This window comes from Pararhodobacter aggregans (assembly GCF_003075525.1).
GTDB classification, from domain to species: Bacteria; Pseudomonadota; Alphaproteobacteria; order Rhodobacterales; family Rhodobacteraceae; genus Pararhodobacter; species Pararhodobacter aggregans.
The window spans coordinates 173,289-198,538 of sequence record NZ_QDDR01000006.1 but is presented as its reverse complement, the minus strand read 5'-3'; the positions used below and the strand labels follow the sequence as shown (position 1 = coordinate 198,538).

Sequence of the window (25,250 nt, the reverse complement as noted above, 5' to 3'; positions counted from 1 at the left end):
GGTCCGTCGCCCGGACCGACCGAGTGCCACTGGCCGGCACCCGGATATCGACGGATGGCAAACCCCGGCGGGCATAGGCACCTACAATGGCCAGACGAACAGCAGCAGCGGGATGCTGACCGCCACGACCAACCCCTCGAGCGGCAGGCCGAGCTTCCAGTAATCGCCGAAGCCGAAGCCACCGGGGCCCAGGATCAGCGTGTTGTTCTGGTGCCCGATGGGGGTCAGGAAGGCACAGGATGACCCGATCGCCACCGCCATCAGGAAGCTGTCCGGATTGACGCCCAGTGTCGCCGCGATCCCGATGGCGATGGGGCACAGAACGGCGGCGGTGGCGGCGTTGTTCATGACGTCCGACAGGAACATCGTGACGATCAGGACCACCACCAAGGCGGCGATGGCGTTGCCCTGAGCGATGGTTCCCACGAGGAACCGTGCCAGCACATCGGCGGCCCCCGTGGCCTGCATCGCGCCTGCGACCGGGATCAGGGCCGCGAGCAGGACGATCACCGGCCAGTCGATGACGCTGTAGACCTGGCGGGGCGGAACCGTCCGCAAGATCATCGAGGCGATGAGGCCCAGCGTGAAGGCCGCCGCCGCCGGCAGGAGTCCGGCGGTGACGATGCCGACGGATCCCAGCATGATAACGCCCGCGATGATTGCCATGCGCTTGTCGGGGATGCGCAACTCGCGCTCGCCCAGCGGGACGCAGCCGGTGTCGTTGATGAAATCCGCCATGACCTCGGCAGGCCCCTGCATCAGCAGGAGGTCGCCCGATTTCAGGTTCAAGGTGCGCAACCGCGCCCTTGGCCGTTGCCCTTCGCGCGACACGGCCAACAGGTTCAGGCCGTAGCGGGTGCGCAACCGGAGATCGCTGGCCGACCGCCCGACGATGCTGGATCCGGGCAACACGGCCAGTTCGCGCAGCACGATGTCTTCGTCACGCTTGCTGTCGTCCTCTTCCGCCGCACCCTGCGCCGGGACGGCGACGGTGCTGTCTTCCGCTGGCTTCGCCGCCTGCTCCTCGTTCCCGTCCTTGTCCTTGTCCTTGTCCTTGGAGGAGCCCTGCCCTTCCAATTCGATCCCCAGCACCGCCAGCGCCTTCGCCAGGGTCTCGACATTGGCTTCCAGCACCAGAATGTCACCCTCGCGGATCTGTCGCCCGCCATGCGGCGCCGTCATCCGCACCTCGTTGCGCACGAGGCCGACGATCTGCGCCTCGCTGTCCTCGATCTCGCGCTCGAAGCCGCGCAGGGTCAGCCCCACCGCCTTGCTGTCCGCGGGAACCCGCACTTCGGTCAGATAGGCCCCGGTGGCGAAGTCGCCGTTCGAGGCGGCCTTGCGGGCCGGCACGAGGCGCCAGCCGACCAGCGCCACGAACGCCACCCCGACCAGCGCCACCGCCACGCCGACAGGGGCGAAATCGAACATGGCGAAAGGACCGAGACCCGCCTCGGCGCGAAAGCCCGAGACGATCAGGTTGGGCGGCGTGCCGATCAGCGTCGTCATCCCGCCAAGGATCGTCCCGAAGGCCAGCGGCATCAGCACCTGTCCCGGCGTCATGCCCAGCCGGTCGGAAAGCCGCACGGCGACCGGCATCAGCAACGCCATCGCCCCCACGTTGTTCATGAACCCCGACAACAGGGCGCCCAGCCCCATCAGCGCGACCATGCTGCTCACCCGCCCGGCATCGCGTGGCAAGACGGCGCGCGCCACCCAATCCACCGCGCCGGTGTTGTGCAGGCCTTTGCTGAGCACCAGGACACAGGCCACGGTGATGACAGCCGGATGGCCGAACCCTGCGAAAGCCTCGGCGCTCGGCACCAGCCCCGTCACCACGCAAGCCATCAGCGCCAGAAGCGCGACCACGTCATGGCGGAACTGCCCCCAGAGAAACAGCACCATCGTGGCGGCCAGAATGGCGAAGATCAGGAGTTGCGGAGTGGTCATCGGACGAAATCCTGCCATGCAGCCAGGCACCCTGCGTAACCGATGCAGCCCGTCGCAGAAAGGGGGCGCCCCGCGGCAGGGTGATCGCGGCCATCACGAATGGAAGCCGTCTCCCGTCTCGCGGCTGGCAGGCGACGCCCGCGCACCAAGTGGCTGATCCTGGCGTCGCGGCAAGTGCCGTGCCGCGCTGCCCGCAGAATGCCATCCGCCCTGTCGAGTCGGTCGACGCCAGTAACCTTGCCGGGGCCCTGTCTCCGAGACCTCCCTCAGCCTGTGGCTTTCGCGCCTGCGTTCCTTGGGTCAGCCGAGCGCGGCTGCGCCACCTCATGCCCTTGATAAGGTTGGTCTTTCCTTGGATTTGGGCGGGCTGAAACCCCCGGACGCGCGACTGCCCCGCGGAGGGGTTTGCCTGCGAAGGCTACGCTGGCATCGGCCGGTCGAGGCCGACCGCGCCCTCGACCGGCTGGCGCCGCTGGCGGGGTCCAGTCTGCGTCTTGACCAGCGCGGCCCTGAGCCGGGTGATTCCCCACTCCTTCCCCCGGGTTTCATGGTCCTTGGCGCCGGGATCAGCCCCGACAGCGCAGGATCTCCTGTCATGTCCGAGCCAGTTGCCGGCAGGTAGCTGCCGCCACCGCCAGACAAAAGTCGTTCGGCATGTCGGATGGTTACGAGCATACCCCCGCAAAGGCGCCGTTCTGGTTCGGTGCGTCAGCAATGCTGCGCAGGCCGGGAAGCGGGGGGCGAGGCGTCGGGACTGCCCCCGCCGGATTGCCGGTCCCGCGAAGACCGGCGGACCCTGGCCACCCCTCATGCGGCGCTCGGACCAATGTCCACAGCCAAGGCCGGAAGCCGACGAGGCAGGCTGGTCAGGCGCCCTTTCTGAGGCCCGGCCCGGCCACCGCGACCACCCGGCCCCCCTCCGCCGCTAGCCGCGCAGCCCCTTGGCATCCAGCGCGAAGATCGTCGGCTGGGGCTCGCTGCGCAGGATGCCCTTGCGGATCTTCTGCGACGGGGTGCGGGGGAAATCCTCGACAAAGGCGTAATAGCGGGGGCATTTGAAGGCCGCGAGGCGGGCGCGGAAATGGGCGTCGAGCGCCTCGACCAGGGCGCGGTCGGCCTGACAGCCCTCGGCCAGGCGGATGAAGATCTTCACCTCCTCGCCGCGCTCGGCATCGGGCTCGGGCACCACGGCGCATTCGGCGATGCAGGCAGCCTCGCGTCCGACCGTCTCGACCTCGAGGGCGGAAATGTTCTCGTTGCTGCGCCGGACGATATCCTTGATGCGGCCGATGAAGCGGATGTAGCCATCCTCGCCGCGCAGCACGCTGTCCCCGGTCCGCGCCCAGGGGCCACGGAAGACCTCGGCTGTGGCCTCGGGTCGGCCGTAATAGCCCTTGAACATCGCGGGACCGGCAACCCAGAGTTCGCCCGCCACGCCCGGCGGGCATTCGTTGCCCTCGGGATCACGGATCGTCACCGCCCGGCCCAGCATCTCGACCCCGAGCCGACCCGAGGCGAAGAACGCCGGATCGTCGGGATCGCCCGCCAGCACCGCGCCGACCTCGGTCATGCCGTAGAGTTCGAAGGCCTTCACGCCCGGAAAGCGCCGGGCGAATTCGCGGTGCACCGAGGGGGGCGAGGCGCTGAGCGAGACCTCCATCAGCGGCGTATCGGCCTCGTCCGGGCTTTCCGGCTGGGTCAGCGCGATCGAGGGGAAGAAGGTGAAATGGATGCCCAGATCACGGATCCAGCCCAGCAGCTTGCTGGTGCTGGGCCGCCGCCCCAGATAGAAGGTGCCGCCGCGCTCCATGATGGTCAGCAACAGGTTGCGGCCATTCATGTAATTGAACGAATGCGGCGACAGGATCGTGCGGATCGGGCTGCGGATATTGGCCCCCAGCGAGCGCCCCAGCAGCATCCAGTAATCCTGTGTGACGATGCAGCCCTTGGGACTGCCCGTGCTGCCCGAGGTGTATTGCAGCCCGTTGATGGCGTCGGGCCCGATCCCCGACAGATCCCGCGGGCTGTCGTCCCCGGCCATCAGGCCGGCCACATCGGGCAGCCCCGCGCCGCCGCGACGGATGACAAGGAGATCGGCGTATTTGCCCCCGGCCCGCAACCCCTCGAAGAGCGGCAGGAATTCGTCATCGACGATCAGCGCCACGGCCTCGGAATCGCCGAGGATGTAGTCCAGCTCGGCGGCGGTGTAGCTGGTCGGCACCGGCACGATGGCCGCCCCCAGCTTCGACAGACCGGCCCAGATCACCGGATAGGCGATGCTGTTGGCCATCATCGTCGCCACCTTGTCGCCCGGCCCCACCGACAGCGCCTCGAGCCCGTTGGCCACGCTGTTCGAGAGCCGGTCATAGGCCTGATAGGTGAGGCGCTCGTCATCCTCGAAGCAATCGATGACGATGGTATCGGCAAAGCGCCGGGCGCAATCGTGGATGAAGGCGCCGATATTCGGGAAGGGCGGCGCGATGCTGGCGCCCGAAACGGTCTTCAGCACGGGATCTGTCGGCAGGTCAGTCACTTGGTCACATCCTCGGATTTCAACGGCGGCGGCCCAGATAGAGGCCGCTCAACACGACAACGGTCAGGAACAGCAGGAACATGGTCGAGACCGCGGCCAGCAGCGGCGTGAAGCCGACAGTCGCCGATTCCCACATCAGCTTGGGCAGGGTCGAGGCGAGCCCGCCCGAGGTGAAGAGCGCGATGTTCAGCTCATCAAGCGAGACCACGAAGGCGAAGATCGCCGACGAGATCAGCCCGGTCGAGATCAGCGGCAGGGTGATATGGCGGCGCACCTTCCAGGGCGAGGCGCCAAGCGAGGCCGCGGCATCGTCGAGCCGCCAGTTATAGGATTTCAGCACCGCGACCAGCGAGATGAAGAAATAGGGCAGCGCCACCACGGTATGCCCCAGCACCAGGCCGATCTCGGTCCCGACAAGGCCGATCCGGGCGTAAAGATAGAAGAGCCCCACGGCGATGACGATCTTGGGCAGCACCATGGGCGAGACGATCAGCACCATCAGCGCGGCCGCCTTGCGCCCCGACAGGCGCAGCATGGCGAAGGCCGCGGGCACGCCGATCAGGAAGCACAGGAGCGAGGTGCCGAACGCCACCAGGAACGAGCGCGTGGTGCCCTGCAGCCAGATCGGCATGTCGAAGAATTGGGCGTACCATTGCAGGGTGAAGCCGCTGGGCGGCCAGGACACGAAGGCGCTTTCGGTGACCGAGACCGGCAGCAGGAACAGCACCGGCACGTTGAGGACCAGCAGCACGAAGACCGAGAAACCGGCCACCGCCCGCGCCCCGCCCCTGCCCTTGCCGCCCCGCAACGGCAGCAGACGGCCAAGGGCGGCGAACCCGTCGCCGAGGGTGTCAAAGACCCGCGTCGCCAGCCGCGCGCCGATGCCCCCGCGCCGGCGCTGACCGCCGCCCTGCTGCACCAGGCTCGAGATGCCGACCAGCCGGTCATAGAGCACGAAGACGGCGATGGTGATGACGAAGAGGATCACGCACATCGACGCGGCGAATGACCAGTTCCCCAGATCCAGCACCTGCTGGATGATGGGCTGGGCGATCATCGTCTCATAGCGCGAGCCCAGCAGCGCCGGTGTGATGAAGAAGCCGATCGAGGTGACGAAGACCAGCAGCGCCGCGGCGGTCACGCCGGGCATCGACAGCGGCAGGTAGATGCGGAAGAAGGCCTGCGAGGGCCGCGCGCCCAGCGTCTCGGCCGCGGGGGTCAGGACGCGGTCGATCCGCTCGAAGACGCCGATCATGGTCAGCACCGCGAAGGGCGTCATGACGCTGGTCATCCCGACCAGCACGGCGCCGCGGGAAAACAGCAGGCTCATCGGGCTGTCGACCAGACCGATGGCCATGGCCGCATCATTGAGCGGCCCGTTGCGCCCCAGGATCAGGACCAGCGCGAAGGTCCGCACCAAAAAGCTGGACCAGAAGGGCAGCAGGATGAAAAGCGCCCACCACGACTTGCTGCGTCTGGGGGCCCGGGCCAGCACATAGGCGACGGGATAGGCCACCAGAACCGTGGCCAGCGTCACCCAGGCCGAGATGATGAGCGTCTCGGCCAGCACCCGCCCATAGGCCGAGGCGGTGAAGAACCGCTCGAAATTCGCGTACCAGGGCTGACCCTCGGGCGTGTCGAACGCACGCAGCAGGAACGAGACGGTGGGATAGACGAAGAACGGCAGCAGCAGAAGGATGACGGGCGCGGCCAGCGCAAGAGTGCGCAGCGCCGGACGGCGGGCACCGGAGGCGCGGGGTTTCGGGGCGGGTTGGGCCCGGTCGCTCATGACGCCACCGCCTCGGGGCCCAGCACCACCACGTCGCTCGCATCGACCGCAAGCGCGATGCGTGACCCGGCCTCGGCCATGGCCTGCCGCTGACCCAGAAGCGTGACGCGCAGTTTCGTGCCACCCGCGAGCGAGGCGCGAAGCCGGTGCACGCCGCCCAGATCCAGCATCGCGGTGACCTCGGCCGGGATCGCCCCCGCCTCGCCAGCGCCTGCCAGACGCAGCCGTTCCGGCCGGATCATCGCCAGCACCTCGTCCCCTTCGGACAGGCCCGGCGCCGGGGCGGCGTTGATCGCGACGCCCTCGCCCGTCAGCCGCAGCACAAGACCCTCGGTCGAGGTGCTGACCACCTGCGCGTGCAACAGGTTGGATTCCCCCAGGAAATCCGCGGCAAAGCGCGATGTCGGAGCGTTGTAGAGCCGGGACGGCGGATCGACCTGCACCACCTGCGCCTTGTCCATCAGGCAGATGCGATCGGACAGCATCATCGCCTCGTCCTGGTCATGCGTGACATAGACGATGGTCGTGCCAAGCTGACGGTGCATGCGCCGGATCTCTTCCTTCAGATCGTCGCGCAGCCGCTTGTCCAGCGCGCCCAGCGGCTCGTCCATCAGCACCAGCGCCGGACGAAAGACGATGGCCCGCGCCAGCGCCACGCGCTGCTGCTGGCCGCCCGACAATTCGTCGGTGTAGCGGCCCGCCAGCTCGTTCAGCTGGGCGATGGCCAGCGCGTCCCTGACCGCGGCGGCGATCTCGTCGGCCGGGCGCCGGCGCATCTTCAGCGGGAAAGCCACGTTCTCGGCCACGGTCATATGCGGAAACAGCGCGTAATTCTGGAACACCACGCCGATGTTGCGCTCGCTGCTGGGGCGGTCGGTCACATCGACGCCATCAATCAGGATCCGCCCGCCGCTGGGCTCGGTCAGGCCCGCGATCATCATCAGAAGGGTGGTCTTGCCCGATCCCGAGGGGCCGAGAAGGGTGAGAAACTCACCCTTCTCGACGACCAGATCGGTCGATCCGAGCGCCAGAGTCTTGCCGTAGCTCTTGGTGATGCCACGGATCTCCAGCTTCGTTGTCTGCTCTTTGGTCACGATGCTTGTACCCTTGCCCGTCAGTCGAGAAGCCAGGCGTTCATCCGGTCGACGGCCTCGGCACGCGCCGCGGCCCAGTAGCGGTAGTCGACGGCGACATAATTGGTCGAATTGTCGGGATGCGTCGGCAGTTTCGGCGCCACCTCCTCGCTGACGAAGGCCAGCGCATCGGGGTTGGTGAAACCGTAGCCGGTGGCGTTGCTATAGGCGCCCTGCTGCTGCGCCTCGAGGCAGAAGGCAATGAACTGGCGGCAGAGATCGACCTTCGGCCCGCCCTTGAGCACGATGAAACCGCTGCCGCCCCAGAGCGATTCATTGAAGTTGATGGCGATGGGCAGGCCGCCGTCGATCAGGGGCTGCGCGCGGCCGTTCCAGGTGTTGAGGAAATCCACCTCGCCGTTCTGCAGCAGCTGCGCGGATTGCGCCCCGTTCGCCCACCAGACGTCGATATGGTCCTTGATCCGGTCGAGGCTGGCAAAGGCCCGGTCCAGGTCACAGGGATAGACATCCTGCGGCGCCACCCCGTCGGCGATCAGCGCGAATTCGATCGTGTCCAGCGGGAAGCCCCGCAGCGCCCGACGGCCCGGGAAGGCCTCGACATTCCAGAAATCCGCCCAGGAGCCGGGGCGCGAGGCCGCCTCGGTGTTCAGCGCCATGCACGAGGCCACGACCGCCGAGGCCGCGAAATGCTCGGTCTTGAACTGATCGGGCACCTTGGCCCAGACCGGCACCGCGCTCAGGTCCAGCGTCTCCAGATACTCGCCGTCGGTGACAAGCTGATAGGCGGCCGCATCGCTCATGCCGCTGGCCATGTCCCAGGTATAGGTCTGCGTCTCGACCATCTGCTTGATCATGCCGACGGGCTCGGTCTGGCTGACGACCCCCACCACCTCGATCCCGGTCGCCTCGTAGAACGGGCGGGCATAGATGTCCTGGAACGTGGTGCCGACACCGGCGTCGCGGCAGACCAGACGGTTCTCCTGCGCGTAGGAGGGCCGCACATAGGGCGCCATCAGAAGCGCGGTGCCGGCTGCCATGCCGCCGCGCAGGGCGGCGCGTCTGGTGAAGCGGGGATAGGTCGTCATCTCAAACTCCTGTTGTGCGGGTCGGTGGGTGGTTTACGTTGGGAATGCTTACCCGGTATTGACAGTTAGTCAATTATGTTTTCGCTTGGGGAGAGCGCGATTTCCCACCCCCGGGCCGCGGTCAGGGGGCGGAACGCGAAAGGCAGTCTGAGGATGTGACGACATGGCAGGTCAGCGGGACATGATGACAAAGGCGAGCACGGAAGCGGCCGGAGACGGCGGCGCGACGGGCGAGGATTTCTCCTCGTGGCTTCTGGAACAAGCCGGCTCGCAGGCGCTGCCAAAGCGCGAAAGAACCCGGTTTCAGCTGCTCGCCTCCCTCTCGGCGCTGCTGAAGGAACGGGGCGTGACGGGGGCGGCGATCGGCGACATCGCCGCGGCATCCGGTGTCTCCCGCCCGACTTTTTATACATACTTCAATGATTTAAGTGATATCCTCGTGCAATTGCTACGCGAATTCTCCGGCATGAAATGGCGCGAGTCCCGGCAACCGCGCCGCGCCGAATCGGTCCTGGCCGTCATCCGCGACGCGAACCTGCGCTATTGCCGCATGCACGAGACCAACGCCCATCTCTATGCCGCGCTCGAAAGCGTGGCACCGAACCTGCCCGAGTTCGCGGCCATGCGGCACGAGATGAACACCCGCCTCGCCCGACAGGTCGCCAAACGGCTGTCGGCAACCGGACTGGTGGAGCTGTCGCGAGCCAGTCAGGAACACATGGAGGCCCTGACCCTGATGCTGATCGCCATGACCGAGGCCGCTGCGCGCGAGCGTTTCACCTATGCCAGCGAGCGGCTCAACGCCACCCTTCCGCGCACGGAAGACTTTTCATCAGCTATTTCAGATATTTGGGAACGATCCCTGCTGGCCGAGATGCAGCTTCGGTCGCAACAAGATTATTGACATAGTGTCGAAAATTTAGAAAGAGTCACGGCGAAACCTTAGACGTAGGACCCCGCAGCCCATGCCCATCCTCACCTCCTCGTCCGGCGGCGTCACGCAGATCGTGCTGGACAACGGCCCGCTCAACCTGCTGACGCCGGAATTGCACCGCGACCTCTGCCGGGCGCTGCGCGCCTTCGAGGCCGATGATTCGGCGCGGGTGGCGGTGCTGAGGGGCGCGGGGGTCCGGGCCTTCTCGGCCGGAGATGACATCAAGCGCGAACGCGCGACGCTGACGCCCCCGCAGGAAGTGCGCCGCACGCTGGGCGCGCGCCGCGACGAATCGGTCGAGGATGACCAGCCCGGCTGGGACCGCGACGTGCTGGAACTGCGCCGCAACAAGCCGGTGGTCGCGGCGATCAACGGCTGGTGCCTGGGCCAGGGCTTCATCTATGCCTGTCGGCTGGCGGATATCCGCATCGCCTCGCGCCACGCGCAATTCGGCCTGCCGGAGATCTCCTATGGCATGGCGGGGGCGGCGGCGATGTCGGGCATCCTGCAGATGCTGCCGCGCGCCATCGCCATGCAGCTATCCCTGACCGGCGAGCCCCTCGACGCCGAGGAAGCGCGCCGCTGCTTTCTGGTGAACGAAGTCACGGATGGCGACGACGCGGGCCCCCGCGCCCTGGCGCTGGCCGAAAGGATCGCCAGCCACCCGCCGCTGGCCTTGCGCGCCGAGATGGAGACGCTGGCGCTGTCCGACCTTCAGGACAACGCCCGCAGCTATCGCCTGATCCGGGCCATCGACCGCTTTCAGCGGCTGTCGAACGGCTCGGACGCGATACCGGACAAGTTCCGCCCCGACGCATAGCCGGCGCCCGGTCCCGGACCGGCGTCACGGGATGGCGACCAGGACCAGGCAGGCGATCAGGTTCGCCACCACGAAATAGGGCGCGTTCAGCAGCCCGTAGAGGATCGGCCGCGGAAACAGCGGGTTGATGGCGATGGTGAAGGTCATGGGCAGCAGAAAGCCCAGACCCACCGCCAGCCCCAGCCCGGCCCCCTCGCCCAAGGTGGTGACGCCAAGCGCGGCGATCAGCCAGGCGTCGGCGATGACCATGACCAGCGAGCACAGGAGCGGGCCGAGGATGAAGATCGCGCCCGCGACCTGCTGTTCCTCTTTCGGCAGATGCTCGCGCCCGGTGACATAGAGGTACTGCCGCGGCACCAGCACCATGAAATAGAGCCCGCCGAGAACGGCGTAGACAAGGGTTCCCGCGATCACGGGAAGCCAGCGGATTTCGGCAAGATGGGCCAGCATGGTCGTTCCTTTTTCGGTGCTGTGCGACGGATCCTGCTTTAGACGGGGGTAACTGACAGTTTGCGGCAGTTGGACGATGGCACGGACAGACAGGCTTTTGCGGCTCCTGCAGGCGATGCGCAGCATGGCGCCCCCGATCACCGCCCGGCGTCTGGCCGAGGAAACCGGAGTCTCGCTGCGTTCGCTCTATCGTGACATCGACAGCCTCAGGGCGGCGGGGGCGCGGATCGAGGGCGAGCGCGGCTATGGCTACCGGCTGACCGAGGATTTCGCCCTGCCCCCGCAGAGCTTTTCGCGCGACGAGATCGAGGCCATCGCCCTCGGCATGGCCGAAGTGCGGCACATGGGCGAGCCGATGCTGGCAGCGGCGGCGGCATCCGTGCTGGCCAAGGTCGCGGCCTCCTTGCCCGACAGCGGCGAGCGGCATCTGGTCCACGCCATCTCGCAAGTCTACCGGCCCGAAATGCGCTATGGCGCGCTCGGCCCGCTGGACGTGATCCGCCAGGCCTCCTGGAAGGAGGAGGCGCTTGAGATCCGCTACCATGCCCTGACCGGCGCGCTCAGCAACCGCCGGATCCTGCCGCTGGCCATCGTGCACAGCGACAGGACCATGACGGTCCTCGCCTGGTGCTGCCTGCGTGCGGATTTCCGCATGTTCAGGGCTGACCGGATCCAGAGCGCCACCCCCACGGACCAGAGCTTCCGGCCCAGGCGCGTGACCTTGCTGCGCCAATATCTGGCGCAGCTGGCCGACGAAGACCGGACCGCCCCGGGGTGACGAGGCCTGGGGGGGCCCCGCCAGACCTCAGCCGCGCGCCTCCCGCGCGATCCCCTGCCCGGCCAGCACTTGGCGCAGGTCGTCATAGCGCAGCAGCTCGTCCAGATGCCGGACGCCGCGCGCAGACAGTTCCGGCAGCCTGAGCGCCACCTCGGCCGCGACCAGCGCCGTCACCTCGGCCTCCTGCCGACCCTCCAGCGTCAGGCGCAGGGCGGGGGCCGAACCGTCTGCCGCAAACGCCTCCACCACCAGCGCCGTCCGGTCGCTGCCGATCCGCAGGAAGGGCATGCTCGCCGCCAGCGCCTTGCGCAGCCCCTTGCGCCCCGCGATCCAGGCCAACAGCCGCAGCGACCAGGGAAAAATCAGCGGCGAGGCCAGCGCCAGCCGCGTTTCCACCCGGCGATATCCCCGGCGCATCAGGCTGTGCTGATCGGCGAAATCGAAGGGGATCGTCGGCTGCGCCCGCCGGTCCCGCCCGAAGCGCAGCGGCTGGATATCCCCGCGCCCCAGCGGCGCCAGGCTGGCCAGCGTCCAGTCGATCGCCGCCGGACCATGGCTGTCGCCCAGCCCCAGCAGCACGCCGATGCGGAATCGCGTCGCCTCGGGGCAGCGCTCGCGCGCCTCGCGGACCAGCAGGTTGGTGAGCCCCGGCGCCAGCCCGACCGACAGCACCGCCAGCGCGTCCTTGTCCCGTGCCAGACCATCCAGCGCCTCGATCCGCCGCAGCACCCGATCGGTGGCGGAAATGTCGAGATAGGCGAGCCCGCGCGACAGCACCGCGCCCGCGAAATCGGCGCTCTCGGTGTCGAGGCAGCAGATCACCACCTCGGCCCCGGCCAGCGGCCCCTCCCAGCTGTCGGGCCGCGACAGATCGAGCGTCCCCCCCTGGCAGCCAAGCCGCCCCGCCGCCGCAGCGGCCTTGCCCGCATCCCGTCCGGCAATCGTCACCGACTTCCCCGCGGCGATCAGACGCCGGGCGATCTTCTGGCCGACATGGCCATAGCCGCCGATGATGAGTATCCTGTTCATGCCGCATCCCTTGCGCTACCGGACCCGCAACAGGTCCCCGCGCGCTGAAATCACAGCGACTCAGGACTAACCAAATGGGAAGCCCGATGCCAGAAACGACCATCTGCCGCCCCGACGAATGCCTGGCCGAGGATTGGCTGGGCTTTCTGGGCCACCGCTGGAACGCCCTCCTGCTCTGGCACCTCTCGGGCGGGCCGAAGCGCTATTCGGAACTGCAGGCGCGGCTGCCGCGGATCTCGCCCAAGGTGCTGACCGAGCGGCTGGCGGGCATGACCCGCCGCGACCTGGTGCGGCGCGAGGAAACCAATGTCTACCCGCGCGAGGTCACCTACGCCCTCACCCCCCGCGGCGAAGGCCTGCGCGGGATCCTCTCGGACCTTTACGACTGGGCCGCCGTCGAGGACTTCGCCGACGCCGGGGCCGACACCGGGGCCGACACTGGGGCCGACGCCGGGAAGTGACGCGGAATGCCGGCGCCCGAGCCCGCCATGCAAAAACGCCGGAGCCTCGGCCCCGGCGGTGTGTCGATGAACGTTCCGGCCTGTCAGGACGTCTTTCAGCGCAACGCCGAAAGACCCGCCCTCACCCGCATTTCGAATGCCCGCAGGCGCGGCAGGTCATGCAGCCTTCGATCATCACCAGCTCATAAGCGCCACAGCTGGGGCAGGCCTTGGGCTTCGCCCCTCCGGCGACGGCGACCGCCGCCCCGGCCTTGGGATCGGATTTCAGCCCCAGCCCCGCGCCCTCGATGAAGCCGATGGCGACCAGATGTTCCTCGATCACGTCGCCGATCGCCGCCAGGATCGAGGGCACGTAGCGCCCGCCCATCCAGGCGCCGCCGCGCGGGTCGAAGACCGCTTTCAGTTCCTCGACCACGAAGGACACGTCGCCGCCGCGCCGGAACACCGCCGAGATCATCCGCGTCAGGGCCACGGTCCAGGCGTAATGCTCCATGTTCTTGGAATTGATGAACACCTCGAAGGGCCTGCGCCGCCCGCCGACGACGATATCGTTGACGGTGATGTAGATCGCGTGTTCGCTGACCGGCCATTTCAGCTTGTAGGTCTGGCCTTCCAGCGCCTCGGGCCGGTCGAGGGGCTCGGACAGGTAGATCACCTCGGCCCCCGTCTCGGCCTGCGGCACGGCCTCGGCCTTTTCGCTGACCGTGAGCACCGAGCCCGTCACCGCATTCGGCCGGTAGGTGGTGCAGCCCTTGCAGCCCAGGTCCCAGGCCGCCAGATAGACGTCCTTGAACGCCTCGAAGCCGATATCCTCTGGGCAGTTGATGGTCTTGGAAATGGAGCTGTCGATCCATTTCTGCGCCGCCGCCTGCATCTTCACATGGTCCATCGGCGCCAGGGTCTGGGCGCTGACGAAATGGTCGGGCAAGGGCGTCTCGCCGAATTTCTGTCGCCAGAGGCTGACGGCGTAATCCACGACCTCTTCCTCAGTGCGCGAGCCGTCGGGTTGCAGCACCTTGCGGCGATAGGCATAGGCGAAGACCGGCTCGATCCCCGAACTGACGTTGCCGGCGTAAAGGCTGATCGTGCCGGTCGGCGCGATGGAGGTCAGCAGCGCGTTGCGGATGCCATGTTCGCGCACCGCCTCGCGCACATCGGCATCCATCGCCTGCATGGTGCCGCTGGCGAGATATTTCTCGGCGTCAAACAGGGGGAACGCCCCCTTCTCGCGCGCCAGATCGACCGAAGCCAGATAGGCGGCGCGGGCAATCGCCCGCATCCAGGCCTCGGTCTGGGCCACCGCCTCGTCCGAGCCATAGCGCAGGCCCATCATCAGCAGCGCATCGGCCAGCCCGGTGACGCCCAGCCCGATGCGGCGCTTCGCCACGGCCTCGGCCGCCTGCTGCGGCAGCGGGAATTTCGAGGCATCGACCACGTTGTCCATCATCCGGACGGCGGTGCGGACCAGCTCGTCCAGCTCCGCCGCCTCGATCCCCGAGCCGGCCTCGAAAGGTGCCTTCACCAGCCGCGCCAGATTGATCGAGCCCAGGAGGCACGCGCCATAGGGCGGCAGCGGCTGCTCGCCGCAGGGGTTCGTCGCGGCGATGGTCTCGGCATAGCGCAGATTGTTGGCGGTGTTGATCCGGTCGATGAAGATCACGCCCGGCTCGGCGTAATCGTAGGTCGCCTTCATGATCCGGTTCCACAGATCGCGGGCCTCCAGCGTGCGATAGACCCGGCCGCCGAACACCAGATCCCAGCTGCCGCCCGCCTTCACCGCCTCCATGAACGGGTCCGTCACCAGCACCGACAGGTTGAACATCCGCAGCCGGGCCGAATCCTGCTTGGCGGCGATGAATTCCTCGATATCCGGGTGGTCGCAGCGCATGGTCGCCATCATCGCCCCCCGGCGCGAGCCCGCCGACATGATCGTGCGGCACATCGCGTCCCAGACATCCATGAAGCTCAGCGGCCCCGAGGCATCGGCCGCAACCCCGTGCACCACCGCACCCTTGGGCCGGATGGTGCTGAAATCATAGCCGATCCCGCCGCCCTGCTGCATGGTCAGCGCAGCCTCTTTCAGCATCTCGAAGATGCCGCCCATGCTGTCGGGGATGGTGCCCATGACGAAGCAGTTGAACAGCGTGACCTGCCGCCCGGTCCCGGCGCCGGCCAGGATCCGCCCCGCGGGCAGGAAGCGGAAATCCTCGAGCGCGGTATAGAATCGCTCTTCCCAGACCTCGGGCGTGGCCTCGACCGAGGCCAGATCCCGCGCCACCCGGCGCCACGAATCCTCGAGCGAGGCATCGAGCGGCCGGCCGGATCCGTCTTTCAGCCGGTATTTCATGTCCCAGATCTGCTCGGCGATGGGGGCGGAAAAACGGCTCATGAGAGGGTCCTGTCGGGCTCGGGAAGTATTGGAAAGCGGAGGGGCGCAGCATGAACAAAGCATGACCGCGCCCCCGGCAAACATAGTCCGGGACGTAGCCAGCGTCAACGCCGGGCGGGGCCTTGCGGCGGGCGGCAGGCGGGAGGATAAGGGGCCATGGCCCTGCACATCCTCAAGCTCTGTGTCGGCTGCGAGTCGGTCGAGGATCTCGCCCTCTGGCAGCAAGAACGCGCCGCCGAACTGCCCGGCGGCCTGCCCCGCCATGTCACCCGCATGTGGCCCAAACGCGCCGACGAGGTGCTGGACGGCGGCTCGATCTACTGGATCATCAAGGGGAATGTGCTGGTGCGCCAACGCATCCTGCGCCTCGATCCGGTCGAGGGCACGGACGGCATCAACCGCTGTGCGCTGGTCTTCGATCCGGCGCTGATCCGCACCGAACCGGCGCCGCGCCGCCCCTTTCAGGGCTGGCGCTATCTCAAGCCCGAGGACGCGCCGCGCGACCTGCCCGAAGCGCGCCCCGGCGAGGAGGTGCTGCCGCCGGAACTGGCCGAGGCCCTGGCGGAATTCGGCTGGCGCTGACCCCGGGGGCAGCACCAGCCAGGTGTCAGAGGGCCCTCAGCACCAGCCGGGGGAATCGCAGAGCGTGCCCAGGTTGTTCGAAGCGAACCGCGGACCGTTGAACACGGTGCCGAAATCGCCGGTGCAGCTGACGTTGTCATAGCCGCTCACCACCGAATTGACGTAGCTGCCGTTGCGATAATAGAGGATCCACGGCCCGCCGCTGGAGCCATAGGTCATCGAGCAGCCCATGTTCAGCACGTTGTTGCGCTCGCAGCCCTGCGGCGGACGGCTGCCGGTGGCGGTGCAGACCTGCTGGAACTGACCACCGCCCAGATTGCCCGGATAGCCCACGGCATGCATGTTCTGGTAATAGTCGAAGTTCTCCGCGGTCCCCAGCCAGCCGGTGTAGAAGCTGACCTGATTGCCCCCGGCGTCGGGGGCCAGACGGATCACGCACAGGTCGTTCGCCCGGCCGGGATTGTTGCGATAGGCGCCCAGCACCCGCGCCCGGATGCCCGCGAACGAGCCGACCGGCGCCGCCCCGTCGCGATAGGCCGGCACGAAGGTGAAGTTGGTGTTGTTCGCCTCGGCATCGTGGTCGTAGCAGCAATGCGCCGCCGTCACGATGGTGTTGCTGCCGATGACCGAGGCCGAGCAGCTGGCGCTGCCGCCGCTGGCGATGTCGAAAAAGAGCGCCCCGATCGCAATCTGCGGATAGTTCACATTCGCCGCGTCGCAATTCTCGCAATATTGGGTGAAGACGCCGGTGGTGCCGGCGAAATTGCTGCGGCTGGAGCCGGCCGAGGAACCGGCCAGGAAATCGACCCCGCCCTCGGGCGCGGCCGGATCGCCGGCGGAAGGACGGGCGCCCTCACGCGTCGGAGGCGCGGCCAGCAGGGCCCATTGGTCGGGATAAAGCGCCTGCGCCCGCTGGGCGGAGCCCGCCTCCGGCGGCCGGCCGGGGCTGACACTCGGCGCGCCGGTATCGCTGCGCATCCGGTTCGGACTGCTGCTGTCATAGGTTGCGAAGGGCAAGGGCTGCACCGCGCGCCGCCCCTCGACGGTCGAAAAATCACTGTGCGAGAAGGTGCGCGGCGTGACGTCGAATTCAACGACCCGCTGCGCCAGCGCTGGTCCCGCGGCAAGGGTCAAAGCGAGGCCAAGCATCGCCAGTCTGGAATGGTTCATCGGAATACCCCCTGGATAGGGCGACAGGCGCGCCCTTCTCTGGAAATGGATTGCAAGCAAGGTTAACGGCAGCGGCGCATGCTAAGGGAGCGACTTCCCGCCGGTCAAGAGCGGAAGGACTGGAAAATCCGTCCCGCCGCCCTATCGCTCCGCTTTCAGCAACAACGGCATCAGCGCCTGAACCAGCGCCATCGCCCCGCCCGCCTGATAATCCCAGCCCAGCCAGCCGCGTTTCTCGGCCGCCTCGACATTGCGGGGGGTGTCGTCGATCAGCAGAATCTCATGCGGCGCCATGTCGAGCGCCGTCTCGACCGCGGCAAAGGCCTCGGCCGCGGGTTTCATCACCCCGGTCTCGCCCGAGGCGAAGAGCGCATCGACCCGCTCGGCCCAGCCCGCATCCTGGGCGATCCAGCGGGCGCGTCGGGCTTCGTTGTTGGTCAGGATCACCTGGACGACCCCCGCCTCGGCCAGCAGGTCCAGCACGCGGTCCAACTCGGGATCGGGGTCGTGGTCGGCCTCGAACCAGATCTCCAGCACGTCGCCGGGGTCGAGATCGACGCCCGCCCCCTCGGCCCAGTGGGCGATCCGGTCCAGCACGTCGTCCTTGCCGGTGAACAGGGCCGCCTTGTCGCGGCCGAAGACCGCCTGCGCCATCGCGGCGGCGTCGATGCCCAATTCCTCGGCCACCTTGGCCTGCCATGGGAAGATCCCCGCCTTGTCCGGCCGTCCGGCGCGGTTCAGCACGCCGTCGAAATCCCAAACAATGGCCCGGACGCCCTCGATCCCCTCGATCGCGCCGCTCATGCCAGCCGCGCCTTCAACGCGGCCAGCGCCGCGGCCTCGGCCGCATCGCAGGGCGCCACGCGCGAGGCGAAAAGCGTCGCCTGCGAGCGCAGCACCGGCTCGCCATCCAGGATTTTCAAATGGTTGGCGCGCAGGGTTTCCCCGGTCGAGGTGATATCCGCCACCGCCTCGGCGGTGCCGTTGCGGATCGTGCCCTCGGTCGCGCCCTGGCTGTCGACCAGCTGGTAATCGGCCACGCCATGGGCGCGCAGGTAATCGCGCACCAGCCGGTGATACTTGGTCGCGATCCGCAGCCGGAAGCCGTGGTCCGCCCGGAACGCCGCCGCCGCCGCGTCCAGATCGTCCAGCGTCTCGACATCGACCCAGCAGTCGGGGACGGCGACGATCAGATCGGCATGGCCAAAACCCATCGGCGCAAGTTCGTCCACCAAGTCGTTGCCATTGCCCAATTTTTCACGAACGAGGTCAGTCCCGGTCACGCCCAGATGGATGCGCCCCGCGGCCAGTTCGCGCGGGATCTCCGAGGCGCTGAGCAGCACCAGATCCACGCCCTCGATCCCCTCCACCGCGCCGGAATATTCCCGCTCGGCCCCGGTCCGCTTCATGGCGATGCCGCGCGCGGCGAACCAGTCGAAGGTCTTTTCCATCAGCCGCCCCTTGGACGGCACGCCGATCTTCACGCTCACGCCCGGCCCTCCAGTTCCACGACCAGCGCCGGACGGATCACGCCGCCCACCGCCGGGATCGAGCGGCCCCCGTTCTGATCGGCGCCCAGCACCGCGGTCAGCGCGTCATAGCGCCCGCCGGTGGCGACGGGCGGCAGGTCCGGCCGCGCCTCGGCGTAGAAGCCGAAGACGAAACCGTCGTAATATTCCAGCGTCGTGCGGCCGTAGGAGGCCTCGAAATCGAGCGAGGCGACATCCACGCCATGCGCGGCCAGGACCGAGAGCCGTTCCTCGAACAGGTCCAGCGACGGGTCGATCCAGGGCAGGACCGACGCCAGTTTCCGCATATCCTCCAAGGCCTTGCGGGACTTTTCTGAGAGCTGGATCAAGGCTTCCAGCGCGTCGACCACATCGCCCGGAATGGGCGCCGTTGCCGCATCCTCGGCCAGTTTCGCCATCCGGACCTCGATCTCGGCCCGGCTTCTGAGGCCGATCTGCGGCGCCTCGCTGGCCACCGGATCGCCCTTCGCCAGCCGCGCCAGCAGCTCGGCCCGCCCCTTGGGCAGCGGCGCGCGACCCGCGAAACGCTCCAGCAGCGCCCGGAAGCGTTGCGGCCGCCAGAGGTGCCGCATCAGCGCCGCCTTGCGGGTGTCGCTGGTCGGAAGACCCTTCACCGCGGCGATGAGGATGCCGATATCGCCGGTCGCCGCACGCAGACCTTTCCCCGCCAACATGCGGGAAAACAACGCGAAAACCTCGGCATCAGCCCGCAGCGGCTGGTCGCGGTCGAAGACCTCGTAGCCGACCTGCAGGTACTCCGAGGCGCGCGCGCCGCCGTCCTCCTGCTTGCGGAACACCTCGCCCAGATAGCAATAGCGCGCAGGCTCGGCGCCGCCCGCCATATGCGCCTGCACCACCGGCACGGTGAAATCGGGGCGCAGCATCATCTCGCCCCGCACCGGGTCCTGCGTGACATAGGCGCGGGCGCGGATATCCTCGCCATAGAGGTCCAAGAGCGTCTCGGCCGGTTGCAGCACCGCCGCTTCGACCGGCACCGCGCCCCAGGTCTGGAAGGCGCCGAACAGCCGCTGCCCCTCGGCCCGGGCCGCAGGCGTGACGATCTTCATCCCAGCATGCCCCTGACCGTGGCGACCAGATCGGCCACCGGCACCTCGACCTGCGCCGGGCGGTCCTTCCATTCCTCGAGCGTCGCGCTCTCGGCGATCCTGGCGCCCAGCACCAGATCCTTGACCTGCACCACGCCCCGCGCCGCCTCGTCCGAGCCCTGGATGATGGCCACCGGTGATCCGCGTTTATCCGCGTATTTCAACTGGTTGCCGAAGTTCTTTGGATTGCCGAGATAGACCTCGGCCCGGATACCGGCCCGGCGCAACTCGCCAACCATATTCTGATAGTCAGACATTCGCGACCGGTCCATCACCGTGACGACGACCGGCCCCGAGGTATCGGCCACGACCCGACCCTTGGCCTGCAAGGCCGCCAGCAGCCGGTCCACGCCGATGGAAATCCCGGTCGCCGGCACCGCTTGCCCGGTGAAGCGCTTGACCAGATCGTCATAGCGCCCGCCCCCGGCCACCGAGCCGAATTGCCGCTTGCGGCCCTTTTCGTCGAGGATCTCGAACGTCAGCTCGGCCTCGAAGACTGGGCCGGTGTAGTAGCCAAGGCCCCGCACCACCGAGGGGTCGATGACCACCCGGTCCGAGCCATAGCCCTGATCGGCCAGCAGCGCGGCCATTTCTTCAAGTTCCTCAACGCCTTCCGCGCCGACCTTCGACTCTCCCACCAGCCGCCGGAGTTCGGCGCAGGTGGCGGCGCCGGTGTCGCGGCGGGCGGCGGTGAAGGCCAGAACCACATCGGCCGAGGACGCGAGCAACCCCGCCCCCTTGGTGAAATCGCCCGACTCGTCGCGGCGCCCCTCGCCCAGCAGCGCGCGGACCCCGTCCTCGCCCAGCCGGTCCAGCTTGTCGATGGCGCGCAGGACGATCCCGCGCTCGGCCTCGAACTTCGACGGATCGGAGGGGTCCAACACCCCCGCCGCCTCCATCACGCCGTTCAGCACCTTGCGGTTGTTGATGCGCACGACGAAATCGCCGCCCAGGCCCAGATCCTCGAAGACATCCGCCAGCATGGCACAGATCTCGGCATCGGCGGCCACGGTCGAGGCCCCGACCGTATCGGCATCGCATTGATAGAACTGGCGGAACCGCCCCGGTCCGGGCTTCTCGTTGCGCCAGACCGGCCCCATGGCATAGCGCCGGTAGGGGCTGGGCAGATCGTTGCGGTACTGCGCCGCGACCCGGGCCAGAGGCGCCGTCAGGTCATAGCGCAGCGCCAGCCAGTCGCCCGCCTTGCCCTCCGCGCCGCCGTCTTCCTGCCAGGCGAAAACCCCCTCGTTCGGGCGGTCCACATCGGGCAGGAACTTGCCCAGGGCCTCGACCGTCTCCACCGCCGAGGTCTCCAGCGGGTCGAAGCCATAGCGATGATAGACCCGGGCGATGCGGTCCAGCATCTCCTTGCGGGCCGTCACCTCGGCGCCGAAATAGTCGCGGAACCCCTTGGGCGTCTCGGCCTTGGGACGGCGTTGCTTGGTCTGGCTCATGGATACTACCCGGATCTGTCCGCGCGTGGTCTAGCCGAAGGGGGCCGCCGCGGCAAGAACCGGCGATCCCGCCGGTCAGGCACCCGGGGTCCTGCTTTCCCCCCGATCCCGCCCCATTGCTGCCGCAAACACCCCTATAGGCTTAGGGATCATTAACCATTCCCGCGCCGGCCGATCCCACGGCCCGCGCTCAGTAAGGAGTACCCCATGTCCCGGAGCCTTTCGCAAATCCCCGACGATCACCTGCTGTTCTGGCGCATGGTCGAGGCGCTGGACATCCCGCTGGCCGAGGCGATCCGCGACGACGAGGTCACGCCCGACCGGCTGTCGGGCATGCTGTCGAAATGCGCCCATTGCCGGGCGCCCGATTATTGCGCGCTCTATCTCGCCAGCCGCGACGGCAAGGCCCGGACACCGCCCAGCTTTTGCAAGAACCGGGCCCCGCTCGAGAAGCTGCAGGCGCGGCACCCGGCCGATTGACCCGGGCTGCGGCCCGGCGCATCATGGGCGCATGGCCCGGATCGAAGACCTCGAAGAACGCATCGCCCACCTCACCCGCGCGGTCGAGGACCTGTCGGATATCGTCCGCGCCCAGGGGCTGCAGCTCGACCGGCTGACCTATCGCACCGGCATGCTGATGGAACGCGAGGCCGAGCGCGAGGCCGAGGCGGGCACCCAGATCCCGCTCACCGACCAGCGCCCGCCGCATTGGTGACATGCTGACCCAGGTCACCCGCGAAGGCGCCTCGTCGCTGGTCCTGACCCGGCGGCTGGAGGCGACGCCCGCCCGGGTCTGGGACGCGCTGACCCGCGCGGGCCTCCTGACCCGCTGGATGCTGGGCCCGCCCGGCTGGCCCATGGTCCGCTGCCAGTTCGCGGCGAAGGCCGGCGGGCTGATGCATGTCGAATGGTCCGACCGGATGGGCCGCACGCTGACCCTGACCGGCGAGGTGATCGAGGCCGAACCGCCCTGGCGGATGCTGCATGTCGAGCGCCTGCACCTGCCCGATCCCTCGCCCGAGAATGTGGTCGAGACGCTTCTGGCCCCGGACGGAACCGGCACGCGGCTCATGCTGCACATGACCTTCCCCGATCCGGCGGCCCGCGACGAGATGCTGGCGGGGGGATTGGTGGAAGGGATGGAGGAAAGCTTCGTCCGGCTGGAGACAGTGCTGGCAGAGGACGGCTGAGCCGGCGCGCCCGGGCGGCCCGATAGCCGGGCCGCTTCCGCCCCAGGTGACTCGGAAGGCGGGGGGCTGCCGCCCCAGATAAACCAGAAGACCGGGGGGCTGCCGCCCCCCGGGCCCCCCGCTTCAAGGAGGGTTTTCCACCCTCCTTGAAAATCCTCCCGAGGATATTTTCAGAACAAAGATGGAGAACAGAGGGCGCTTGATCCTCATCTTCGTTCTGCAAATATCCTCGGGGGTCCGGGGGCAGAAGGCCCCCGGGGCCTCCCCGAGCGCTGCCCTCTCCGCGGCGGGAGGCGCGCGGGGTGGGCGGGTGGGAGCGTGCCTCCCGCCGCTCAGCGGGCGATTGACACCGCCCGCCGCGGCGGATCACTCTCCGCCCGACCAGCCCGGAGGATCCGCCCTGCGCCCGACACTCCCCGCCCGACCGCGCGCCCATGACTGACCTGCCCCGCCGCTGGCTGGCCGGGGCGACGGCGGGCGCGCTCTGCCTCCTTGGTGCGGCCCTGCTGCTGGTGCAGCCTCCGGCCTTGCTGCGCTGGCAGGAGCGGGCGCTCGACGCGTTGATCCTGCTCGCCCCGGCGCCCGCATCCGACCCCGACACCCGGATCCTCGTCATCGACATCCCCCGCACCGACGACCGCGGCGATCCCTGGTCGCGCGCCGCCTCCGCCCGGCTTGCCGCGCGCCTTGCCGCGCTTGAGCCCGGGCTGATCGGCTGGGACATGGTCTTCGCCGGGGGCTGCGGCCCCGAGACCGCCAATATCGCCCTCGCCGCCGCCCTGTCGCGCAGCCCCAGCGTTCTGGGCTTCCTGCTGGCCACGCGGCCCGAGCCCCTGCCCGGCCCCGCCCCGGCGCTGGCGCTGGCCGAGGTCGCGGCCCCCGCCCTCTGGGCCGCCCCCGGAGCCGAGGGGCCCTGCCCCGGCTTCCTCGCCCCCGGCGTCAGCCTCGCCTCGCTCTCCTTGCCCGGCGATGCCGAGGCGCGGGTGCGCCGCGTTCCCGCCGCCGTCACCGTGGCCGGGCTGGGCTATCCCTCGCTGCCCGTCGAACTGGTACGGCGCTTTCGCGACCTGCCCGCGCCACTGATCGCGGGCGACGGGGCCTCGAGCCTGCGGCTCGGCGCCGCCGGGGTGCCGCTCGACCGGGCGGGTACGCTGCGCCTCAGGCCCCGGCCCGCGCTGGCGCGGGACCTGCGCACGCTCGACGCACGGGTCCTTTTGCAGGAGGCCCTGTCGGCCGAGAGTCTGGCCCTCGCCTTCCGGGGCAGCCTGGTGATCGTCGGCTCCTCGGTGCCGCAGCGGGGCGGGCTCAGGCCTACCGCCGCCGATCCGCTCTATCCCTCGGTGCAGATCGCCGCCGATCTCACCACCGACCTCATGTCGGGCACGCTGCCCTGGCGTCCGGCCAAGGCGCCGCTGACCGAGGCGCTGGCGCTGGCGCTTGCCGGGCTCGCCCTGGCCCTGGCCCTGCCGCCTCTGGCGCCGCTCTGGGGTTTCGCCACCGCCTTGGGGTTGGCCCTTGCCCTGAGTAGCGCCTCGCTCGCGGCCTATCTGGCCGACAACCGGCTCCATGATCCGCTCCTGCCGGGGCTGGGCCTGTTGCTGGCCGCCAGCGTCGCCATCCTGATGCAGGCGGCGCTGACCGCCCGGGCCGAGCGGGCGCTGCGTCAGCGCATGGGGCAACTGCTGCCGCCGGTGGTGGTGGCGCGCCTAGCCTCGAACCCGCGGCTGCTGCGGCTCAGCGGCGAGCGGCGCGAGGTTACGGCGCTGTTCACCGATCTGGAGGGCTTCACCGCCGCCACCCAGCGGCTGGAGCCCGAGGTGCTGATCGCCACGCTCGACCGCTATTTCGCCGCTGTCTCGGCGGCGATCCTCCACCATGGCGGGATGATCGACAAGATCGTCGGCGACGCGGTGCATGCGCTGTTCAACGCGCCGCTCGACCAGCCGGGCCATGCCGATGCCGCGCTGAGGGCCGCGGCCGAAATCCTGCGCGAGACCGAGGCGCTGCGCACCGAGCTGGGCATCGGCCGCACCCGGATCGGCGTCGAGACGGGCGAGGCGATCCTAGGCGATGTCGGCTCGGGCGCGCGGATCGACTACACGGCGCATGGCGCCTGCGTGAACCTGGCGGCGCGGCTGGAACAGGCGGGCAAGAGCCTCGGCCCCGCGCTTATCATCGGTCCTGGCACCGCGGCGCAGACCAGCATCGCGCTGCGCCCGCTCGGTCCCCAGGACCTGCGCAGCTTCGGCAGCGTCGAGGTCTTCACCCTCGCCGACGACAGCCTGAGCCGGAGCGCCCCTGTTCCCCCGGGAACTGAGCGCCGCGCGCCCCGGCCCTAGGGTGGGTTCATCGGCAATGACGCCGCCAACCCGAAAGGACCGCCCCATGCTCCGCAACGCCCTGATCGCCGCTACCCTCGCCCTGATCCCCGCCGCCGCTTCGGCCGCCGATTCCTGGACCACCGCCGGGGTCAACTTCCGCTCCGGCCCCTCGGCCTATTACCCGGTCATCGCCACCCTGCCCCATTGCGCCGCCATCACCACCTATGAATGGCAGGACGGCTGGGTGCGGGCCGAATGGCAGGGCGGCTACGGCTGGCTCTCGGGCCGCTATGTCTCGGATTCGAACGCCCATTGCTCGTATGGCGGCGGCTACGGCCACCAGCCCGCCCCGGCGCCGAGCTATCCGCGCTACTGATCCTGCCCTGGCCGGACCAGCGAACGGGCCCCTTCGGGGGCCCGTTTCGCATGGGGCGGCACGGTCCCGGCCGCAGGAAAGGTCAGCCCGCCCGGAAAAATCGGTCGCCACCGCCCCCTGTTTCCCAGGGAACTGAGCCGCCGGGCGGAATCACCCATGATGGTCTCATCGAAACGCGGCACTGACCCGCAGACCCCCGAAAGGAAATCA

At 68.6% G+C, this 25,250-nt stretch carries 23 protein-coding genes; 10 read left to right on the top strand and 13 right to left on the bottom strand.

The window, feature by feature from the left end:
• Window positions 1-81 precede the first annotated feature (81 nt).
• The 5 genes from DDE23_RS25715 to DDE23_RS13000 form a co-directional block, all read right to left on the bottom strand.
• Window positions 82-1,950: an SLC13 family permease gene (locus DDE23_RS25715; RefSeq protein WP_107752176.1), complete on the bottom strand. Its 1,869-nt coding sequence runs from the start codon at window positions 1,948-1,950 to the stop codon at window positions 82-84.
• A gap of 925 nt (window positions 1,951-2,875) precedes the next feature.
• Window positions 2,876-4,483 carry a class I adenylate-forming enzyme family protein gene (locus tag DDE23_RS13015; protein ID WP_107752175.1) on the bottom strand — a complete coding sequence of 536 codons (1,608 nt, stop codon included), beginning with the start codon at window positions 4,481-4,483 and terminating at the stop codon, window positions 2,876-2,878.
• Window positions 4,484-4,502: 19 nt separating this feature from the next.
• Window positions 4,503-6,272, bottom strand: coding sequence for an ABC transporter permease subunit (locus DDE23_RS13010; protein WP_107752174.1), 1,770 nt, complete (start codon window positions 6,270-6,272; stop codon window positions 4,503-4,505).
• Complete coding sequence (locus tag DDE23_RS13005) at window positions 6,269-7,366, bottom strand: ABC transporter ATP-binding protein (RefSeq protein WP_107752173.1); 1,098 nt, start codon at window positions 7,364-7,366, stop codon at window positions 6,269-6,271. The genes DDE23_RS13010 and DDE23_RS13005 overlap by 4 nt, the downstream gene beginning before the upstream one ends.
• A gap of 20 nt (window positions 7,367-7,386) precedes the next feature.
• On the bottom strand, window positions 7,387-8,451 hold the full coding sequence (locus DDE23_RS13000; protein WP_107752172.1) for an ABC transporter substrate-binding protein: 1,065 nt from the start codon (window positions 8,449-8,451) through the stop codon (window positions 7,387-7,389).
• Window positions 8,452-8,614: 163 nt separating this feature from the next.
• Here DDE23_RS13000 and DDE23_RS12995 point away from each other — a divergent pair, with 163 nt between their 5' ends.
• Both DDE23_RS12995 and DDE23_RS12990 read left to right on the top strand, forming a co-directional pair.
• The gene (locus tag DDE23_RS12995; protein ID WP_107752171.1) at window positions 8,615-9,355 is read left to right on the top strand and encodes a TetR/AcrR family transcriptional regulator; all 741 of its coding nucleotides are present in this window, start codon (window positions 8,615-8,617) and stop codon (window positions 9,353-9,355) included.
• A 61-nt stretch (window positions 9,356-9,416) separates the two neighbouring features.
• The gene (locus tag DDE23_RS12990) at window positions 9,417-10,205 is read left to right on the top strand and encodes an enoyl-CoA hydratase/isomerase family protein (protein WP_107752170.1); all 789 of its coding nucleotides are present in this window, start codon (window positions 9,417-9,419) and stop codon (window positions 10,203-10,205) included.
• A 24-nt stretch (window positions 10,206-10,229) separates the two neighbouring features.
• Here DDE23_RS12990 and DDE23_RS12985 read toward each other — a convergent pair whose 3' ends face one another.
• A complete protein-coding gene (locus DDE23_RS12985; RefSeq protein WP_157958020.1) occupies window positions 10,230-10,655 on the bottom strand; it encodes a DUF1761 domain-containing protein in 426 nt (141 codons plus the stop codon).
• Window positions 10,656-10,731: 76 nt separating this feature from the next.
• Here DDE23_RS12985 and DDE23_RS12980 point away from each other — a divergent pair, with 76 nt between their 5' ends.
• The gene (locus tag DDE23_RS12980; RefSeq protein WP_107752168.1) at window positions 10,732-11,433 is read left to right on the top strand and encodes a helix-turn-helix transcriptional regulator; all 702 of its coding nucleotides are present in this window, start codon (window positions 10,732-10,734) and stop codon (window positions 11,431-11,433) included.
• Between the two features lie 27 nt (window positions 11,434-11,460).
• Here the strand turns inward: DDE23_RS12980 and DDE23_RS12975 are convergent, their stop codons facing one another.
• The gene (locus DDE23_RS12975; RefSeq protein ID WP_107752167.1) at window positions 11,461-12,462 is read right to left on the bottom strand and encodes a saccharopine dehydrogenase NADP-binding domain-containing protein; all 1,002 of its coding nucleotides are present in this window, start codon (window positions 12,460-12,462) and stop codon (window positions 11,461-11,463) included.
• 86 nt (window positions 12,463-12,548) lie between these two features.
• Between DDE23_RS12975 and DDE23_RS12970 the strand changes: the two genes are divergently transcribed.
• Window positions 12,549-12,923 carry a winged helix-turn-helix transcriptional regulator gene (locus DDE23_RS12970; protein WP_238149974.1) on the top strand — a complete coding sequence of 125 codons (375 nt, stop codon included), beginning with the start codon at window positions 12,549-12,551 and terminating at the stop codon, window positions 12,921-12,923.
• Window positions 12,924-13,044: 121 nt separating this feature from the next.
• Here the strand turns inward: DDE23_RS12970 and DDE23_RS12965 are convergent, their stop codons facing one another.
• Window positions 13,045-15,312, bottom strand: coding sequence for an adenosylcobalamin-dependent ribonucleoside-diphosphate reductase (locus DDE23_RS12965; protein WP_107752165.1), 2,268 nt, complete (start codon window positions 15,310-15,312; stop codon window positions 13,045-13,047).
• A gap of 156 nt (window positions 15,313-15,468) precedes the next feature.
• On the opposite strand from DDE23_RS12965, the gene DDE23_RS12960 reads away from it, so the two are divergent.
• Entirely contained in the window at window positions 15,469-15,894 is a 426-nt protein-coding gene (locus DDE23_RS12960) for a DUF1489 family protein (protein ID WP_107752164.1), read from the top strand.
• A 36-nt stretch (window positions 15,895-15,930) separates the two neighbouring features.
• Here the strand turns inward: DDE23_RS12960 and DDE23_RS12955 are convergent, their stop codons facing one another.
• From DDE23_RS12955 to hisS, 5 genes are all read right to left on the bottom strand, one after another.
• Complete coding sequence (locus DDE23_RS12955; protein WP_107752163.1) at window positions 15,931-17,064, bottom strand: trypsin-like serine peptidase; 1,134 nt, start codon at window positions 17,062-17,064, stop codon at window positions 15,931-15,933.
• A 141-nt stretch (window positions 17,065-17,205) separates the two neighbouring features.
• Window positions 17,206-17,868 (bottom strand): HAD family hydrolase, encoded by a 663-nt coding sequence (locus tag DDE23_RS12950; protein ID WP_107752162.1) that lies wholly within the window; start codon window positions 17,866-17,868, stop codon window positions 17,206-17,208.
• Complete coding sequence (gene hisG / locus DDE23_RS12945; protein WP_107752161.1) at window positions 17,865-18,554, bottom strand: ATP phosphoribosyltransferase; 690 nt, start codon at window positions 18,552-18,554, stop codon at window positions 17,865-17,867. The genes DDE23_RS12950 and hisG overlap by 4 nt, the downstream gene beginning before the upstream one ends.
• On the bottom strand, window positions 18,551-19,654 hold the full coding sequence (locus tag DDE23_RS12940) for an ATP phosphoribosyltransferase regulatory subunit (protein ID WP_170121860.1): 1,104 nt from the start codon (window positions 19,652-19,654) through the stop codon (window positions 18,551-18,553). The genes hisG and DDE23_RS12940 overlap by 4 nt, the downstream gene beginning before the upstream one ends.
• Before the next feature lie 2 nt (window positions 19,655-19,656).
• Window positions 19,657-21,153 (bottom strand): histidine--tRNA ligase, encoded by a 1,497-nt coding sequence (hisS, locus tag DDE23_RS12935; protein ID WP_107752159.1) that lies wholly within the window; start codon window positions 21,151-21,153, stop codon window positions 19,657-19,659.
• A 207-nt stretch (window positions 21,154-21,360) separates the two neighbouring features.
• Between hisS and DDE23_RS12930 the strand changes: the two genes are divergently transcribed.
• The 5 genes from DDE23_RS12930 to DDE23_RS12910 all read left to right on the top strand — a co-directional run bounded on the left by DDE23_RS12930 (window position 21,361) and on the right by DDE23_RS12910 (window position 25,040).
• A complete protein-coding gene (locus DDE23_RS12930; RefSeq protein WP_107752158.1) occupies window positions 21,361-21,633 on the top strand; it encodes a DUF6455 family protein in 273 nt (90 codons plus the stop codon).
• A gap of 31 nt (window positions 21,634-21,664) precedes the next feature.
• Window positions 21,665-21,868, top strand: coding sequence for a SlyX family protein (locus DDE23_RS12925; RefSeq protein WP_107752157.1), 204 nt, complete (start codon window positions 21,665-21,667; stop codon window positions 21,866-21,868).
• Between the two features lies 1 nt (window position 21,869).
• Window positions 21,870-22,343, top strand: coding sequence for an SRPBCC domain-containing protein (locus tag DDE23_RS12920; protein ID WP_107752156.1), 474 nt, complete (start codon window positions 21,870-21,872; stop codon window positions 22,341-22,343).
• 434 nt (window positions 22,344-22,777) lie between these two features.
• On the top strand, window positions 22,778-24,682 hold the full coding sequence (locus DDE23_RS12915) for an adenylate/guanylate cyclase domain-containing protein (protein WP_107752155.1): 1,905 nt from the start codon (window positions 22,778-22,780) through the stop codon (window positions 24,680-24,682).
• Window positions 24,683-24,728: 46 nt separating this feature from the next.
• Complete coding sequence (locus tag DDE23_RS12910) at window positions 24,729-25,040, top strand: SH3 domain-containing protein (RefSeq protein WP_107752154.1); 312 nt, start codon at window positions 24,729-24,731, stop codon at window positions 25,038-25,040.
• The last annotated feature ends 210 nt before the right edge of the window (window positions 25,041-25,250 follow it).

Excerpts from the sequence above, each read along its gene's own strand:
- DDE23_RS12965 (WP_107752165.1), bottom strand. The coding sequence starts at position 15,312 with ATGAGCCGTTTTTCCGCCCCCATCGCCGAGCAGATCTGGGACATGAAA.
- DDE23_RS13000 (WP_107752172.1), bottom strand. The coding sequence starts at position 8,451 with ATGACGACCTATCCCCGCTTCACCAGACGCGCCGCCCTGCGCGGCGGC.
- DDE23_RS12970 (WP_238149974.1), top strand. The coding sequence starts at position 12,549 with ATGCCAGAAACGACCATCTGCCGCCCCGACGAATGCCTGGCCGAGGAT.
- DDE23_RS12995 (WP_107752171.1), top strand. The coding sequence starts at position 8,615 with ATGGCAGGTCAGCGGGACATGATGACAAAGGCGAGCACGGAAGCGGCC.
- DDE23_RS12960 (WP_107752164.1), top strand. The coding sequence starts at position 15,469 with ATGGCCCTGCACATCCTCAAGCTCTGTGTCGGCTGCGAGTCGGTCGAG.
- DDE23_RS12955 (WP_107752163.1), bottom strand. The coding sequence starts at position 17,064 with ATGAACCATTCCAGACTGGCGATGCTTGGCCTCGCTTTGACCCTTGCC.
- DDE23_RS12930 (WP_107752158.1), top strand. The coding sequence starts at position 21,361 with ATGTCCCGGAGCCTTTCGCAAATCCCCGACGATCACCTGCTGTTCTGG.
- DDE23_RS12980 (WP_107752168.1), top strand. The coding sequence starts at position 10,732 with ATGGCACGGACAGACAGGCTTTTGCGGCTCCTGCAGGCGATGCGCAGC.
- DDE23_RS12920 (WP_107752156.1), top strand. The coding sequence starts at position 21,870 with ATGCTGACCCAGGTCACCCGCGAAGGCGCCTCGTCGCTGGTCCTGACC.
- hisS (WP_107752159.1), bottom strand. The coding sequence starts at position 21,153 with ATGAGCCAGACCAAGCAACGCCGTCCCAAGGCCGAGACGCCCAAGGGG.
- DDE23_RS12915 (WP_107752155.1), top strand. The coding sequence starts at position 22,778 with ATGACTGACCTGCCCCGCCGCTGGCTGGCCGGGGCGACGGCGGGCGCG.
- DDE23_RS12910 (WP_107752154.1), top strand. The coding sequence starts at position 24,729 with ATGCTCCGCAACGCCCTGATCGCCGCTACCCTCGCCCTGATCCCCGCC.
- DDE23_RS12950 (WP_107752162.1), bottom strand. The coding sequence starts at position 17,868 with ATGAGCGGCGCGATCGAGGGGATCGAGGGCGTCCGGGCCATTGTTTGG.
- DDE23_RS12985 (WP_157958020.1), bottom strand. The coding sequence starts at position 10,655 with ATGCTGGCCCATCTTGCCGAAATCCGCTGGCTTCCCGTGATCGCGGGA.
- DDE23_RS12925 (WP_107752157.1), top strand. The coding sequence starts at position 21,665 with ATGGCCCGGATCGAAGACCTCGAAGAACGCATCGCCCACCTCACCCGC.
- DDE23_RS12975 (WP_107752167.1), bottom strand. The coding sequence starts at position 12,462 with ATGAACAGGATACTCATCATCGGCGGCTATGGCCATGTCGGCCAGAAG.
- DDE23_RS25715 (WP_107752176.1), bottom strand. The coding sequence starts at position 1,950 with ATGACCACTCCGCAACTCCTGATCTTCGCCATTCTGGCCGCCACGATG.
- DDE23_RS12990 (WP_107752170.1), top strand. The coding sequence starts at position 9,417 with ATGCCCATCCTCACCTCCTCGTCCGGCGGCGTCACGCAGATCGTGCTG.
- DDE23_RS13010 (WP_107752174.1), bottom strand. The coding sequence starts at position 6,272 with ATGAGCGACCGGGCCCAACCCGCCCCGAAACCCCGCGCCTCCGGTGCC.